The organism is Ruegeria sp. N10, from assembly GCF_056531545.1.
In genome coordinates, this window is sequence record NZ_JBQFLY010000001.1 from 278,824 (window position 1) to 292,723 (window position 13,900).

The following is a 13,900-nucleotide window of genomic DNA, read 5'->3' on the forward strand; positions in this document are numbered from 1 at the left end:
CGCCGGGTATGTGTGAGAAATCCAAACGCCGGGGCCTGTGGCTCCGGCGTTTTTGCGTTATGCGGGTGTCATGAAGATAGACGGATTGAAATTCTGTGTAATCGGCGGTGGAATCGGCGGCCTGGCCTCGGCACTGGCGCTGCAACACCGTGGCGCGCATGTCACGCTTCTGGAGCAAGCCCCGGCTCTGACCGAAGTCGGTGCTGGTTTGCAGATCAGCGAGAACGGGATGCGCGTTCTTCATGCACTTGGCGTCACAGGTCTTTCTGTCGGGCAGAAATCCCATGGAACTGTCTTGCGCGATTACCGAAATGGGCGCGTGGTCAGTCGGCTGCCAGGCCCCGCAGCTGGTCCGACCTACTACTACCACCGTGCCGACCTTCTGAACCTTCTTCATGATGCGGCTTGTGACGCAGGCGTGAATATCCGCTTGGGTGCCAAAGTTTCGCATGTGCAAAAGCATCCCAACGAGGCTGAGGTGATCTTGGCGTCAGGCGAGCGAATTCGCGCCGAGTGCGCCATTGCGGCCGATGGCGGTCGCAGCATGCTCCGCCCGGCTCTGAACGGGGCAGAGGTGCCGGAGTTCACGCATCAGGTGGCCTGGCGCGCCACCATCCCCTGGCAGCCCGGTCATGACCCGGTTTCCGCATCCCTGACGATGGGGCCTGGGCGGCATGTGGTAACCTATCCGTTGCGTGACGAAAGCATGATGAACATTGTCGCGGTTGAAGAGCGTTCGGACTGGCGGGAAGAAGGATGGCGTCAGACGGGCGACCCTGAAGAGTTGCGCAAGCGCTTTGCAGATTTCGGTGGCCCCGTGTGCGACATTCTGTCGAAAGTCACGGATGTGCATCTGTGGGCATTGTTTCTGCGGCCTGTCGCCCAAAGCTGGCAGAATGGTCGGTTGGCTCTGGTGGGGGACGCGGCCCATCCGACGTTGCCATTCATGGCACAAGGGGCATGTCTGGCGCTCGAGGACGCTTGGGTTCTGGCGCGCGCGTTTGACGAACGATCGGGTATCACCAACGCACTGGCGGCCTATGAAACAACCCGCAAACCAAGGGCGCAGCGCGTTGTCGCGGCGGCTGGGTCAAATGCGCGGAACTTTCATCTGCGCGGTCCAGCCCGTATGGCTGCGCAATGTGTGCTGAGGGTCGTCGGTGCCCGGTTGTCACAACGCTATGAATGGATCTACAGTCACGACGTCACGGCTGCCTAGGGCCTCAAAGATCCAAGTCAATCCAGACGGGAACGTGATCGGATGGCTTTTCGTGCCCCCGAACAGCCGCATCAATCTGGCAATCCCGCATGAGGTCGGCCGCTTGTGGCGTCAGCAGGAAATGATCAATTCGAATTCCGTCATTCCGGTTCCACGCGCCAGCCTGATAATCCCAGAAAGAATAGTGATCGGGGCCCTGCGTTGTGGCGCGAAAGGCCTCGGTAAAGCCAAGGTTCAGGATCTTTCGAAAGGCGGCCCGGCTTTCCGGGCGGAACAACGCGTCTTCCCGCCAGGCATCGGGGCGTTTGGCATCCTCGGCCTGTGGGATGATGTTATAGTCTCCGGCCATCAGGGCAGGCTCCTCTGACTTCATCAGGGCCTGGGCGCGGTCGTAAAGCCGTTCCATCCAGGCCAGCTTGTAATCGTATTTCCGTCCGGGTGCCGGATTCCCGTTGGGCAGATACAGCCCACAGAGCCGCAGGGCCTTTTTGCCTACGACGGTGGCCTCGATCCAGCGCGCCTGTTCATCATTGTCATCGCCGGGAAGGCCGCGAGATACATCCTCCAGCGGAAGCTTCGACAGGATCGCGACACCATTAAAGCTTTTTTGCCCATGTGTTTCCACGTTGTACCCGCGATCTTCAAACATCTCGCGGGGGAAGTTCTCGTCGACGGATTTGATTTCCTGAAGAAGAACAACGTCGGGTTGGGCGTCGTCCAGCCAGCGGGGCAGCGCCTCGGTTCGTGCCTTGATGCCATTGATGTTGAACGTGGCGATTTTCATTCGCGATCCTCCGAAACCTTGTGGCAACCTATCGCTCAGAACGGGCCCAGCGGCAAGTCGGAGATCGGATTAGCGAGGCTCTGCCTCGCGCTCCGGGATATTTTTAGCCAGATGAAGAAACGAACCCTTAACCATTTTTTCGATACTAGAAGGGGCGGTACAGGCGGGGACGCCGATGACCGCGCCAGGTGAAGCTCTCTGGTCGTTTTGGTCAGAGAGCGGATCCCTGCTTCATCTGGCTGAAAATATCCTGGGGGTGTAGGGGCAAAGCCCCCGCCGGTTACATCGAAAACGACGTGCCGCAGCCACAGGAAGAGGTGGCGTTGGGGTTGTCGATCACAAACCTTGCACCAATAAGCTCCTGAGTGAAATCGATCACCGCGTTTTCAAGAAAGGGCAGAGAGACCGGGTCGACGATGACTTTCTGCCCCTTGCCTTCAAGGATGAGGTCATCGGTGTTTGGCGTGTCCAGAGCGATTTCATATTGAAAACCGGAACATCCACCACCCTCCACTGCGACACGCAGGGCTTGCCCCTGTTCCGCGGCGCCGATCTCGGCGAGGCGGTCAAAGGCGCGTTCGGTGACTGATGGGGGCAGATTCATGCCGGTCTCCAAAGGTTTATTTCCCAAGCGTCCTACAATATATGAAACAAAAAGACAGGCGACAAGGACAAGGCCTTTGGACAGAGCGGGATTTGCTTCGGACCCAGACCGCGCAAGGGGGCGGCTGGTGCCAGAGGAAGAAAGCAGCTTCCGGTCATGCTTTCAGCGTGATCGCGACCGGATCATTCACGCCAGTGCGTTTCGGCGGCTCAAACACAAGACGCAAGTCTTTGTCGAGCATGAAGGTGACAGTTATCGAACACGGCTGACCCATTCCATCGAAGTTGCTCAGGTCGCGCGAACCATTTCAGGGGCGTTGGGCCTGAATCCTGAACTCACCGAGGCTGTAGCCCTGGCGCACGACCTGGGTCATACACCCTTTGGTCATACGGGTGAAGACGCCCTCCACGCGCTGATGGTGCCTTACGGGGGGTTTGATCACAATGCCCAGGCCATTCGGATCGTAACGAAGCTGGAGCGGCATTATGCCGGGTTTGACGGATGCAACCTGACCTGGGAATGTCTGGAGGGTATCGCCAAGCATAACGGTCCAGTTGTTGGCGATCTGCCGTGGGCGCTGGCTGAATGCAATCAGGGCTTTGATCTTGAACTTCATACCCATGCAAGTGCCGAGGCGCAGGTGGCGGCTTTGTCTGATGACATTGCTTACAACAATCACGATCTTCTAGATGGGTTGCGCGCGGGGTTGTTTGAAGATGATGATCTGCGTCACCTTCCGATCGTGGGGGGATGCTACGCGGATGTGGATGCAAAATATCCCGGTCTTGATCCGTATCGACGACGTCATGAAGCACTGCGGCGGGTATTTGGGGTCATGGTGGCAGATGTCATCACAACGTCACGAGACTTGATTGTAGCCTCGGGCGCGCAATCGGTCGAAGAGATTCGCCATCTTGGGCATCCTGTCATCCAATTCTCGACCGGGACTTGGGCGGATCTGAAACAAATCAGGGCGTTCCTGTTCACCCGGATGTATCGCGCACCCAGCGTCATGAAGGTACGGGCCAAGGTTGCAACGGTTGTCGAAGACCTGTTCCCGATCTACCTGAACGACCCGAAACAGATGCCCGCACGCTGGCACGAGGATATTGAAGCTGCGGTGGATGAGACAGCTTTGGCCCGGATCGTATCGGACTATATCGCAGGTATGACCGACCGTTTTGCCTTGCAGGATCACGCGCGGCTGACTGGCTGACTGGGCCGCAATGACACGGGTAATGGTCCATGTTTGCGATCTTTTTTGTGGGTTGATTGGTGCCTTGCGCAGGCGGGAAGCGATGATCAGAAGCCGTACGACAGACAGCCCGCAGGGTATTTGAAATCTCTGACAGTGGATATCCGGGCGAGATTGGCAGACATTGGGCGCAAACCAAGTCCAAACATTAGGCGTCCATTGACCTTGCCGTGATGCGTGGTAAACCGCCGGGCAAGCAAAAGGACATCCGAAATGAACCTGTTTTCCGAGATCCGCGGCTTTGTACTGGACGCGCTGGCGCAGATGCAGTCCGAAGGCGCGTTGCCCGAGGGGCTGAGTTTTGACAACGTGGCGGTCGAACCGCCGCGCGATGCAGCGCATGGCGACATGGCGACAAACGCGGCGATGGTGCTGGCAAAACCGGCCAGGATGAAACCGCGTGACATTGCCGAGGTATTGGCAGGGAAGCTGGCGGCGGATGACCGGATCACCAGCGCCGACGTGGCGGGTCCCGGTTTTCTCAATTTGCGGTTGGCGCCGTCGGTCTGGCAAGGTGTGCTGGCGGCTGTGCTGGAGAAGGGCACCGATTATGGCCGCTCGACTATGGGTCATGGGCAGAAAATCAACGTGGAATATGTTTCGGCCAACCCAACCGGTCCGCTGCACGTGGGTCATACCCGGGGTGCGGTATTCGGTGACGCTCTGGCAAGCCTGCTGGCCTATTCGGGCCATGACGTGACCCGCGAGTATTACATCAACGACGGCGGTGCGCAGGTGGATGTGCTGGCGCGCTCGGCTTACGAACGCTATCGCGAGGCCAATGGTCTGAGCCCCGAGATTGCCGAAGGTCTTTATCCCGGCGACTACCTGATCCCAATTGGGGAAGCGTTGAAAGAGAAATACGGCGACAGCCTGATCGACAAGCCGGAAAGTGCCTGGCTGGAAGAGGTACGTGAGTTCTCGACCGACGCGATGATGGATCTGATCCGCGCTGACCTGAAAGCGCTGGGCGTCGAGATGGATGTGTTCTTCTCGGAAAAATCGCTCTATGGCACCGGTCGGATCGAGGCCGCATTGCAATCGCTGACTGACAAGGGTCTGATTTACGAAGGCGTGCTCGAGCCGCCGAAGGGGAAAAAGCCCGAAGATTGGGAGCCACGCGAACAGACGCTGTTCAAATCGACCGAACATGGCGATGATGTGGATCGCCCTGTCAAGAAATCAGATGGCAGCTGGACCTATTTTGCCCCGGATATTGCCTATCACTATGACAAGGTGTCCCGTGGTTTTGACGCGCTGATCGACGTGTTTGGCGCGGACCATGGCGGCTATGTCAAGCGGATGAAGGCGGCTGTTTCGGCACTGTCCGACGGTGAGGTGCCGCTAGATATCAAGCTGACGCAGCTGGTGAAGCTGTGGAAGAATGGCGAGCCGTTCAAGATGTCCAAACGGGCCGGGAACTTTGTCACCCTGCGCGATGTGGTCGATCAGGTTGGTCCTGATGTGACCCGGTTCGTGATGCTGACCCGCAAGAACGACGCGCCGTTGGACTTCGATTTCGACAAGGTGCTGGAACAGAGCCGCGAGAACCCGGTGTTCTATGTGCAATATGCCCATGCCCGCGTCATGAGCGTTCTGCGTCGCGCTGCTGAGGCTGGAATTGCGACCGATGACGCGGTGCTTGCCGGGGCCGATTTAAGCAAGAACGATCACGCTTCGGAACTGACCGTCGCCAAGAAACTGGCCGAATGGCCACGTCTTGTTGAGATTGCCGCGCGCACCAACGAGCCGCACCGCGTTGCTTTCTATCTGTATGAACTTGCAGGGGATTTCCACGCGCTTTGGAATAAGGGCAATGACGAAACCCAGTTGCGCTTTATCCAGGATGGCGATGTTGCCACAAGCCAGTCAAAAATCGCTTTGGCCCGGGCCGTTTCTGTTGTGATTTCAGCGGGCCTGGGTATTCTTGGCGTTACTCCGGCGCAGGAGATGCGGTAACAAATATCGCCCGAACCGCCGGTACGAGGTAGGCAAGAAATGACCCGCGGGCCTTATTTTCAGGCGTGAAACGGGCAGTGAGGCGGACATGGCGAGTTACGATTACTCGGGGCATCAAAGCCCCGGGCAGTTTCATTACCCGAATCAAGCGCATTCTGAAGATGTGTATGATTTTCCCGAAGACATGCAGGAAGATGACCCGCCGCGTGGCTCGTTTGGCCTGGGCAGGGCGGTGAATATCCTGGGGGCCGTTGCATCCTTGGCGCTGGTCGCCGGTGTCGGGGTCTGGGGCTATCAACTGATCATGCGCGATGTCAGTGGCGTGCCGGTTGTCCGCGCCGCCGAAGGGCCGATGCGTGTGCAACCGGAAAATCCGGGTGGAACACCCGCCGATCATCAGGGCTATGCCGTGAATGCCGTCGCCGCCGAAGGCAGTGCCGCGGCACCGGCTGACCGGTTGATCCTTGCGCCGCGCCCGGTGTCCCTTACGGAAGAAGACCTGCCCGCCGGAGAACTGAAGCCGACCCCTGCGCTGCATGTGGTCGAAGAACCGATCACCACGCAGGAAGCCGCGCGCCTGCGCCAGAACGCAGTAGATGCACTGGTTGCGGAATTGGCGGGTGCGGCAGCAGAAACGCGGCAAGAATTCGAAGACGGTGTGCAACTGGCATCGCTGACCACCCCCGACGAAGAACCCGCCATTGACCCGGCAGATTTTGCTGCGGCCTTGCCAGACCCAAGTTTCGCCGAGTTGCCGGGTGTGCGCCGATCGTTGCGCCCTGTGACGCGTCCGGCACGGTCGACCCGCAGTCAGGTCGCACCCAGCGAGAATTCCGAAGACGCCATTAATGCAGCAGTGAAAGCTGCGGTTGGGGTGGATGTTGATCCGGATACACTGGCCAAGGGGACCCGGCTGGCGCAGCTTGGGGCTTATGACAGCACGCAAGTGGCACAGGCCGAGTGGGACCGTTTGAATGGTCAGTTTGGTGAGTATATGTCGGGAAAACAGCGCGTTATTCAGAAAACCTCAAGCGGTGGGCGGACCTTCTACCGCCTGCGTGTTCTGGGGTTTGAAGATCTGAGCGACTCGCGCCAGTTCTGCGCCGCTCTGGTCGCGCAAGGCGCTGACTGTATCCCGGTGGCCGTGAGGTGAAGTTCGGAGCAGCGATCACAGATGCTGAAGGACTGCGCCTGACGCAGGAGGAAAGAGATCTGTTTCGCCAGATGAACCCGTTTGGGTTCATTCTGTTCGCCCGCAATATTGAAAGCGCCGATCAGGTGCGCGCCTTGTGTGATGATTTCCGAGAGGCTGTTGGGCGCAACTGCCCCATTACCATTGATCAGGAAGGTGGGCGCGTACAGCGTTTGCGCGCACCCTTGGCCCGCGAATGGCTGCCCCCGCTGGATCATGTGACCAGGGCGGGTGACCAAGCGGAACGCGCCATGTACCTCAGGTACCGCCTGATTGCGGATGAGCTGTTTGGTCTGGGCATCGACAGCAATTGTGCCCCTATGGTCGATGTGGTGCGGCCCGAGACACACGCGTTTCTGAAAAACCGCTGTTATGCCTTTGATCCTGAGCAGATTTCCAGGATCGGCAGGGCTGTGGCGCAGGGCCTTCTTGATGGGGGCGTTCTTCCGGTTCTCAAGCACATTCCCGGCCATGGCCGTGCCACTCTGGACAGTCACCATGACCTGCCGCATGTTGATTTGCCGCTGGAAGAGTTGGAATACAGCGATTTCGCGCCGTTCCGTGCCTTGAACGACCTGCCGATGGGGATGACCGCGCATCTGGTCTTTGATCAGATAGATCCCCGGCCGGCCACCATTTCCGCGGCCATGATGGGTCTGATCCGAGACAATATCGGCTTTGGCGGCCTGATCATGACCGACGATATCTCGATGAAGGCGCTCAGCGGGGCGTTGACGGACCTCTCCCGCCAATCTTTGCAGGCGGGCTGCGATGTAGTCCTGCATTGCAATGGCAGTTTTTCTGAACGTTCCGCTGTAATGGAAACTGCCGGAGAAATGTCGGATGTGGCACAAGCCCGCGCAGAACGGGCGCTGGCGATGCGCAAACGCCCGCGGGAACTTGACATCCAAGCCGCCGAAGCGGAACTATCTGCCCTAATGGGCGGGCAGGTATATGAACGATAATCTTTTTAGCGAAGACCCTGTCTCGGTCGCGGATCGTCTTGCGGCCGAAGCGCTGATTGTTGATGTCGACGGGTTCGAAGGCCCGTTGGACGTTCTGCTGACCCTATCACGCACGCAAAAAGTGGACCTGCGCAAGATCTCGGTTCTTGCGCTGGCGCAGCAATATCTGGCCTTTGTTGAAAAGGCGCGTGCGCTGCGCATTGAACTGGCCGCCGATTATCTGGTCATGGCGGCGTGGCTCGCCTTTCTCAAGTCCCGTCTGTTGCTTCCGCCAGATCCGGATGACGATGGGCCATCGGGTGAAGAACTGGCCGCGCATCTGGCGTTTCAACTTGAACGCCTGCAGGCGATGCGCGACGTTGCTGCGCGGCTGATGGCCCGCGACCAGCTGGGGCGTGATTTTTTCAAACGCGGGCAAGGCGAGGACGTCACCCGCATCCGCACCGTAACCTATTCCGCCACGCTGCTGGATCTGATGCAGGGATATGCCCGTATTCGCACCCGTGACGAGTTCCGCCCCTTTGTGATGGACCGCGACTCGGTGTTCACGATGGAGCAGGCACTGGAGCGGATGCGCCCGCTGATCGGTTTTGCGGGGACGTGGACCGATATGGAAACCTATCTGCCCGATGGTTGGGATACTGACCCGGTGCGCCGCAGGTCGGCGACGGCTGCGACCTTTGCGGCCTCGCTGGAACTGGTGAAAGAAGGACATATGGAGATCAGGCAGAGCGAGACATTCGCGCCGATCCATTTGCGCAAGAGGACCCAGACACGTGACTGACGCCCCAGAAGAAACCGGCACCCTGTTCGAGGCGCCACCATTGGCGGAACAGGAGCGTATGGTCGAGGCCGTTTTGTTTGCCAGCGCCGATCCGGTGACGATTGCCGACCTTGAGGCGCGGATGCCGCATGGAAGCGACGCCGCACAAGCCGTTGAGTTGCTTCAGAGACGTTACGAAGGGCGCGGCGTGCGCGTGGTGCGCGTTGGAGAGGCATGGGCGATCCGTACGGCCCCTGATCTGGGCTTTCTGATGCAAAAGGAAACGGTTGAAACTCGTAAACTCAGCCGAGCCGCGATCGAGACATTGGCCATCGTTGCCTATCACCAACCCTGCACCCGCGCCGAGATTGAGGAAATTCGCGGCGTGTCAGTCTCTCGCGGGACGATTGATCAATTGCTAGAGATGGAGTGGATCAGGCTGGGCCGTCGTCGCATGACACCGGGTCGTCCGGTGACATTTGTGGTGACGTCCGAATTTCTGGATCATTTTGGTCTGGAGAACGCCCGCGACCTGCCGGGTCTCAAAGAATTGAGGGCTGCGGGTTTGTTGGAAAACCGGCCTCCACCGGGGGCTATCCCTCTGGGCGAGGGGCGCGAGGACGAAGTGGACGAGGACCAGTCGGAACTGTTTGAGGAATAATAACCCGGACAGGTCACTACGGGTCAGGCGCGGAACCTGCGACAGGCAACGTGGGTTATCCGGCACGTGCATCGTTGCAAGAAATTCTGAGGATTAGCCGGCCGCTTTGAAGTGCTTGGACAGCTTCAGGCCTTGCCCCTGATAGTTCGATGCAATCCCGGCACCATATAGCTGCGTGGGCATTTCAGCCATTTTCTCATAGACAAGGCGCCCGACCACTTGTCCGTGCTCCAGCACGAAAGGCGCTTCGTGGCATCGCACCTCAAGCACGCCTCGCGACCCGGCCCCCCCGGCGGCTGCATGGCCAAAGCCGGGATCGAAGAATCCGGCATAATGCACCCGGAATTCACCAACCATGGCCAGATAAGGTGCCATTTCGGCGGCATACATCGGCGGGATGTGGACCGCCTCGCGGCTGACAAGGATATAGAATGCTCCGGGGTCAAGTATGATGCGACCGTCCTTGGTGCGCACTTCCTCCCAATATTCCTGGGGGTCGTATTCGCCAATTCGGTCCAGATCGATTACCCCGGTATGGGGCTTGGCGCGATAGCCGACCAGATCGGTATCGGGCAGTTGCAGATCTACCGAAAAGCCAAGACCGTCCTGAATCACAGCAGGGCCGTCTACCAACGGCGATTCGGCGTGCAGGGCGGTCAGTTCGGCGTCAGACAAGACGGCCTGACCTTGACGGAAACGGATCTGGTTCAGACGCATACCGGGGCGGACCAGAACCGAAAACGAACGTGGACAGATCTCGGCATACAGCGGGCCCTTATAGCCCGCAGGAACACGATCGAATTCTGTGCCACCATCGGTAATGGTACGGGTCAGAAGGTCAAGCCGCCCGGTCGAGCTTTTGGCATTGGCGACGGCGGTTATGTCGCGGGGTAGGGCAAGTGATTCCATCAGGGGCACCAGATAGACGCAGCCCTTTTCCAGAACAGCGCCGTCCGAGATGTCGATGCGGTGCATTTCGAACTCGGCCAACCGATCCGTAACGGTCCGTCCTTCGCCCGCGAGGAACGAGGCGCGTACCCGGTAGGCCACTGTTCCCAAACGCAAATCAAGGCTGGCTGGTTGAATTTGCGCTGGCAGGACATCGGGGTTGGCGGCAATCTCTCCGCGCGCGATCATTGCTTCGATTTGCTGGTTCGCGCAAACACCTGTCATCTCGATCCCCTCGTGTGCCAGAGCGGGATCTGGCCTTTGTGCCATAAACGTCGGTGTGATTTGGTCGGGCTAGCAGGACTCGAACCTGCGACCTTCCGTCCCCCAGACGGACGCGCTACCAGGCTGCGCCATAGCCCGACGTTGGGCCGTTCATAAAGATTTTCCCGGCAGGGGCAAGAGGAAAACACTGCCTTTTTTCCTAACCCGTCGCCTGTGTTTCAACACGATCCAGCCAGCGGCGCAGGTCTTTTGCAATTGGTGCAATCCGGCGCAGTAGTTCGTCGTCAAACTCGGCGCGCTTCCACGCCAGCGACGCGATCCCACCCATCAGGGGCGCAGTGTTCAGGTCTGGCTGTGGTTCTTGTTCTGACGCAGTCGCGGGAAGTGCGTCGGCCTGCACGCCTTCGTTCACCGGCTGCTCGGCCGGTTCGTCCAGATCCATAAGGATTTGTTCGGTGGCGGCAGCGGGTTTCGGTTCGAACGGCACCACTTTGCCCTGAACGGGTTCAATCAGGGCAGGGCCCGGTTCGTCTAGAGGCGGAGACAGTGCTGCGACATGTGCAACGCCTTGCTCGCGCAGGATGCGCTGCACACCTTTGATTGTGATCCCGTCCTCGTGAAGCAGTTTCTTGATGCCGCCCAGAAGACGCATGTCATTGGGGCGGTAATACCGACGCCCGCCCGCGCGTTTGACCGGTTTGACCTGAGTGAAGCGGCTTTCCCAGAAACGCAAAACATGGGCCTGAACACCAAGCCAATCCGCTACTTCACTGATCGTGCGAAACGCGTCGCGGGATTTGCTCATATCCGCGTGACCCTGGGGTTACTTGCGATTCCCGACGGCGACGCGATCTTTCATAAGATGCGACGGGCGAAAGGTCAGTACGCGGCGGGGCTGTATCGGAACCTCTTCGCCGGTTTTAGGGTTGCGTCCGACTCGCGCGGTCTTGTCGCGAACACTGAACGTACCGAAGGACGAGATTTTCACCTGCTCACCACGCACCAGAGCGTCGGACATGTGGTTCAGAACGCTTTCGACCAGCTGCGCACTTTCGTTGCGCGAAAGCCCAACTTCGCGAAAGACGGCCTCGCTCAGATCCATTCGAGTCAGTGTATTGTCGCCCATGTCATTTCCCCTGTTGCTGTCAAAGCATATGGGTATGGCAAATTCGCTGTCAATATCAATGAATTGCAAGCAGCTGTGTAAGCTGGATTGCGCCGGTTACCAGCGCAGAACCACCGCGCCCCAGGCCAGACCGCCGCCAATTGCTTCGGTCACGATCAAGTCGCCGGGTTTGATCTGCCCGCGTTGTTTACCAACCGACAGTGCCAATGGGATGGATGCAGCCGAGGTGTTGCCGTGATCCTGAACGGTCACAACCACGTTTTCCATCGGCAGGCCCATCTTTTTGGCCGTGCCCTGAATGATGCGAATATTGGCCTGATGAGGAACAATCCAGTCGACGTCAGCACTGCTCAGCCCCGCGCGGCTCAGGGCTGTTTCAGCCGTTTTGGTAAGCTTTTCAACGGCATGTCGGAAAACCTGATTGCCCTGCATGCGCAGATGCCCGGTGGATTGGGTCGAAACACCCCCATCGACATAAAGCAGGTCCTTGTAGCGCCCGTCCGAGTTCAGATCGGTTGCCAGTATGCCGCGATCCGCAGCGGTGCCTTCGCCATCCTGCGCTTCGAGTACCAAAGCGCCGGCACCATCCCCGAACAGAACACAGGTCGAGCGGTCGGTCCAGTCCATAATCCGGGAAAAGGTTTCGGCACCAATGACCAGCACGCGTTTGGCCTGACCGGACAAGATCAACGCATTTGCGTTGCTGAGAGCGAAAACGAATCCCGCGCAGACGGCCTGTACGTCGAAAGCAAACCCCTTGGTCATACCCAGCCGGGCCTGAACCATGGTCGCGGCAGAAGGAAAGGTCAGGTCCGCGGTCGAGGTCGCCACGACGATCGCGTCAATATCATCCGATGTCAGGCCCGCATCGGCCAGGGCAGCCTCGGCAGCTTTGGTGGCCAGGTCCGACGTCGTTTCGTCATCGGCAGCAAAATGGCGGCGTTCGATCCCCGACCGGGTTCTGATCCACTCATCCGTTGTGTCCAGCGTTTTCTCAAACTCGGAATTTGGAACAATACGTTCCGGCAAATAATGCCCGACACCTACTACAACTGAACGGCCTGCCATTTTTGGGGTACTGCCTTTTTTGTTATTTATCGGTCTGCGGCGCAGCTTGCGCGGCATCTTGTGCAAGCTGGGCCGTGGATGCAACCCGCGCAGCTAATTTTTCGGCAAAGCCGGACCGTGCCAGAGTAAAGGCCAGTTTGATCGCTGCCGACACTCCGGTCGCATCTGCCCCGCCATGGGATTTAATAACAGTCCCGTTCAGACCCAGAAACACGCCACCATTCACACGCCGCGGATCAATGCGCTTTTTCAGGCGCTGTAGTGACGTAATGGCCAGGACCGAAGCCAATCGCGACAACGGAGAGTATTTGAACGCCTCACGCAGAAGATCTCCGATCAGCCTGGCTGTGCCTTCGCCCGTTTTGATCGCAACATTGCCCGTAAACCCATCTGTAACAATGACATCTGCCTTGTCGCCGGGAATGTCGCTGCCTTCGACAAAGCCAACAAACTCGAAATTCGCCTGTTCGGCGTATTCCGAAATCATGGCATGCGCTTCTTTCAGTTCGGCCCGGCCCTTATGCTCTTCGGTGCCAACGTTCAGCAACCCGATCCGGGGGCGGTTCAGGGCCATGCCGTTGCGCGCATAAGAAGCGCCCATCAGGGCGAATTGCAGCAAATCCTTGGCGTCTGCGCGCACATCGGCGCCCACGTCCAGCATTACATTGAACCCCTGCGGGTTGCGCGAAGGCCACAGGATCGCGATTGCGGGGCGGTTCACGCCCGGCAATTTGCGCAGACGCATCATCGAAAGGGCCATAAGGGCACCGGTGTTCCCGCAGGACACCGCGCCATGGGCTTCACCCTGACGAACCGCTTCCAGCGCGGACCACATCGAGGTCTGCTTGCCGTTGCGCACGACCTGGCTGGGCTTGTCTTCCATCGTGACAACGTCGGGGCAATCACGAAAAACGACGCGCCCTTCAAGGACACGTCGTTTGGCAACCAGCTTGCGCAATACCTGTTCGGGCCCGTGCAGCAGGAACCCGATATTCGGGTTCTTGCCAGCCGATTTTGCCAGACCTGCAACGACGACAGCGGGACCTGCGTCCCCTCCCATTGCGTCAACCGAGATGGTGATCCGTCCGGCGTGCGTGGGCTGATCGTTCATGCCTTGGCCTGCGCTCAATC

At 58.8% G+C, this 13,900-nt stretch carries 14 protein-coding genes and 1 tRNA gene; 7 read left to right on the forward strand and 8 right to left on the reverse strand.

Annotated elements, in window-relative coordinates; translation table 11 throughout:
• The first annotated feature begins 70 nt into the window (after positions 1–70).
• Positions 71–1,219, forward strand: a complete 1,149-nt coding sequence (locus tag ACR0JI_RS01395; protein ID WP_480493013.1) for an FAD-dependent monooxygenase — start codon at positions 71–73, stop codon at positions 1,217–1,219.
• 4 nt (positions 1,220–1,223) lie between these two features.
• Here ACR0JI_RS01395 and xth read toward each other — a convergent pair whose 3' ends face one another.
• Positions 1,224–2,003: an exodeoxyribonuclease III gene (gene xth, locus ACR0JI_RS01400; protein ID WP_480493014.1), complete on the reverse strand. Its 780-nt coding sequence runs from the start codon at positions 2,001–2,003 to the stop codon at positions 1,224–1,226.
• A gap of 280 nt (positions 2,004–2,283) precedes the next feature.
• A complete protein-coding gene (locus ACR0JI_RS01405; protein WP_267363969.1) occupies positions 2,284–2,607 on the reverse strand; it encodes a HesB/IscA family protein in 324 nt (107 codons plus the stop codon).
• 76 nt (positions 2,608–2,683) lie between these two features.
• On the opposite strand from ACR0JI_RS01405, the gene ACR0JI_RS01410 reads away from it, so the two are divergent.
• The 6 genes from ACR0JI_RS01410 to scpB all read left to right on the forward strand — a co-directional run bounded on the left by ACR0JI_RS01410 (position 2,684) and on the right by scpB (position 9,402).
• A complete protein-coding gene (locus ACR0JI_RS01410; protein ID WP_480493015.1) occupies positions 2,684–3,823 on the forward strand; it encodes a deoxyguanosinetriphosphate triphosphohydrolase in 1,140 nt (379 codons plus the stop codon).
• 252 nt (positions 3,824–4,075) lie between these two features.
• Positions 4,076–5,821 (forward strand): arginine--tRNA ligase, encoded by a 1,746-nt coding sequence (gene argS / locus ACR0JI_RS01415; protein WP_480493016.1) that lies wholly within the window; start codon positions 4,076–4,078, stop codon positions 5,819–5,821.
• 88 nt (positions 5,822–5,909) lie between these two features.
• Positions 5,910–6,974 carry an SPOR domain-containing protein gene (locus ACR0JI_RS01420; protein WP_480473255.1) on the forward strand — a complete coding sequence of 355 codons (1,065 nt, stop codon included), beginning with the start codon at positions 5,910–5,912 and terminating at the stop codon, positions 6,972–6,974.
• Positions 6,971–7,978 (forward strand): beta-N-acetylhexosaminidase, encoded by a 1,008-nt coding sequence (gene nagZ, locus ACR0JI_RS01425; protein ID WP_480493017.1) that lies wholly within the window; start codon positions 6,971–6,973, stop codon positions 7,976–7,978. The genes ACR0JI_RS01420 and nagZ overlap by 4 nt, the downstream gene beginning before the upstream one ends.
• Entirely contained in the window at positions 7,968–8,762 is a 795-nt protein-coding gene (locus ACR0JI_RS01430) for a segregation and condensation protein A (RefSeq protein WP_480473251.1), read from the forward strand. The genes nagZ and ACR0JI_RS01430 overlap by 11 nt, the downstream gene beginning before the upstream one ends.
• On the forward strand, positions 8,755–9,402 hold the full coding sequence (gene scpB, locus ACR0JI_RS01435; RefSeq protein WP_267363960.1) for an SMC-Scp complex subunit ScpB: 648 nt from the start codon (positions 8,755–8,757) through the stop codon (positions 9,400–9,402). Before ACR0JI_RS01430 ends, scpB begins: the two co-directional genes overlap by 8 nt.
• Before the next feature lie 93 nt (positions 9,403–9,495).
• Here scpB and ACR0JI_RS01440 read toward each other — a convergent pair whose 3' ends face one another.
• The 6 genes from ACR0JI_RS01440 to plsX all read right to left on the reverse strand — a co-directional run bounded on the left by ACR0JI_RS01440 (position 9,496) and on the right by plsX (position 13,880).
• Positions 9,496–10,575 (reverse strand): 2'-deoxycytidine 5'-triphosphate deaminase, encoded by a 1,080-nt coding sequence (locus tag ACR0JI_RS01440; RefSeq protein ID WP_480493018.1) that lies wholly within the window; start codon positions 10,573–10,575, stop codon positions 9,496–9,498.
• A gap of 61 nt (positions 10,576–10,636) precedes the next feature.
• Positions 10,637–10,713: transfer RNA gene (locus ACR0JI_RS01445), tRNA-Pro, on the reverse strand.
• Between the two features lie 61 nt (positions 10,714–10,774).
• On the reverse strand, positions 10,775–11,380 hold the full coding sequence (locus ACR0JI_RS01450; RefSeq protein ID WP_480473247.1) for a MerR family transcriptional regulator: 606 nt from the start codon (positions 11,378–11,380) through the stop codon (positions 10,775–10,777).
• An 18-nt stretch (positions 11,381–11,398) separates the two neighbouring features.
• Positions 11,399–11,701, reverse strand: coding sequence for an integration host factor subunit alpha (gene ihfA / locus ACR0JI_RS01455; RefSeq protein WP_209503673.1), 303 nt, complete (start codon positions 11,699–11,701; stop codon positions 11,399–11,401).
• 96 nt (positions 11,702–11,797) lie between these two features.
• A complete protein-coding gene (locus ACR0JI_RS01460) occupies positions 11,798–12,769 on the reverse strand; it encodes a beta-ketoacyl-ACP synthase III (protein WP_480473245.1) in 972 nt (323 codons plus the stop codon).
• Between the two features lie 22 nt (positions 12,770–12,791).
• Complete coding sequence (gene plsX, locus ACR0JI_RS01465) at positions 12,792–13,880, reverse strand: phosphate acyltransferase PlsX (protein ID WP_480473243.1); 1,089 nt, start codon at positions 13,878–13,880, stop codon at positions 12,792–12,794.
• Positions 13,881–13,900 lie beyond the last annotated feature (20 nt).

Bases quoted from the DNA above. Each gene is read 5' to 3' on its own strand.
- ACR0JI_RS01395 (WP_480493013.1), top strand. From the start codon at position 71: ATGAAGATAGACGGATTGAAATTCTGTGTAATCGGCGGTGGAATCGGC.
- xth (WP_480493014.1), bottom strand. From the start codon at position 2,003: ATGAAAATCGCCACGTTCAACATCAATGGCATCAAGGCACGAACCGAG.
- ACR0JI_RS01405 (WP_267363969.1), bottom strand. From the start codon at position 2,607: ATGAATCTGCCCCCATCAGTCACCGAACGCGCCTTTGACCGCCTCGCC.
- argS (WP_480493016.1), top strand. From the start codon at position 4,076: ATGAACCTGTTTTCCGAGATCCGCGGCTTTGTACTGGACGCGCTGGCG.
- ACR0JI_RS01420 (WP_480473255.1), top strand. From the start codon at position 5,910: ATGGCGAGTTACGATTACTCGGGGCATCAAAGCCCCGGGCAGTTTCAT.
- ACR0JI_RS01430 (WP_480473251.1), top strand. From the start codon at position 7,968: ATGAACGATAATCTTTTTAGCGAAGACCCTGTCTCGGTCGCGGATCGT.
- ACR0JI_RS01440 (WP_480493018.1), bottom strand. From the start codon at position 10,575: ATGACAGGTGTTTGCGCGAACCAGCAAATCGAAGCAATGATCGCGCGC.
- ACR0JI_RS01450 (WP_480473247.1), bottom strand. From the start codon at position 11,380: ATGAGCAAATCCCGCGACGCGTTTCGCACGATCAGTGAAGTAGCGGAT.
- ihfA (WP_209503673.1), bottom strand. From the start codon at position 11,701: ATGGGCGACAATACACTGACTCGAATGGATCTGAGCGAGGCCGTCTTT.
- ACR0JI_RS01460 (WP_480473245.1), bottom strand. From the start codon at position 12,769: ATGGCAGGCCGTTCAGTTGTAGTAGGTGTCGGGCATTATTTGCCGGAA.
- plsX (WP_480473243.1), bottom strand. From the start codon at position 13,880: ATGAACGATCAGCCCACGCACGCCGGACGGATCACCATCTCGGTTGAC.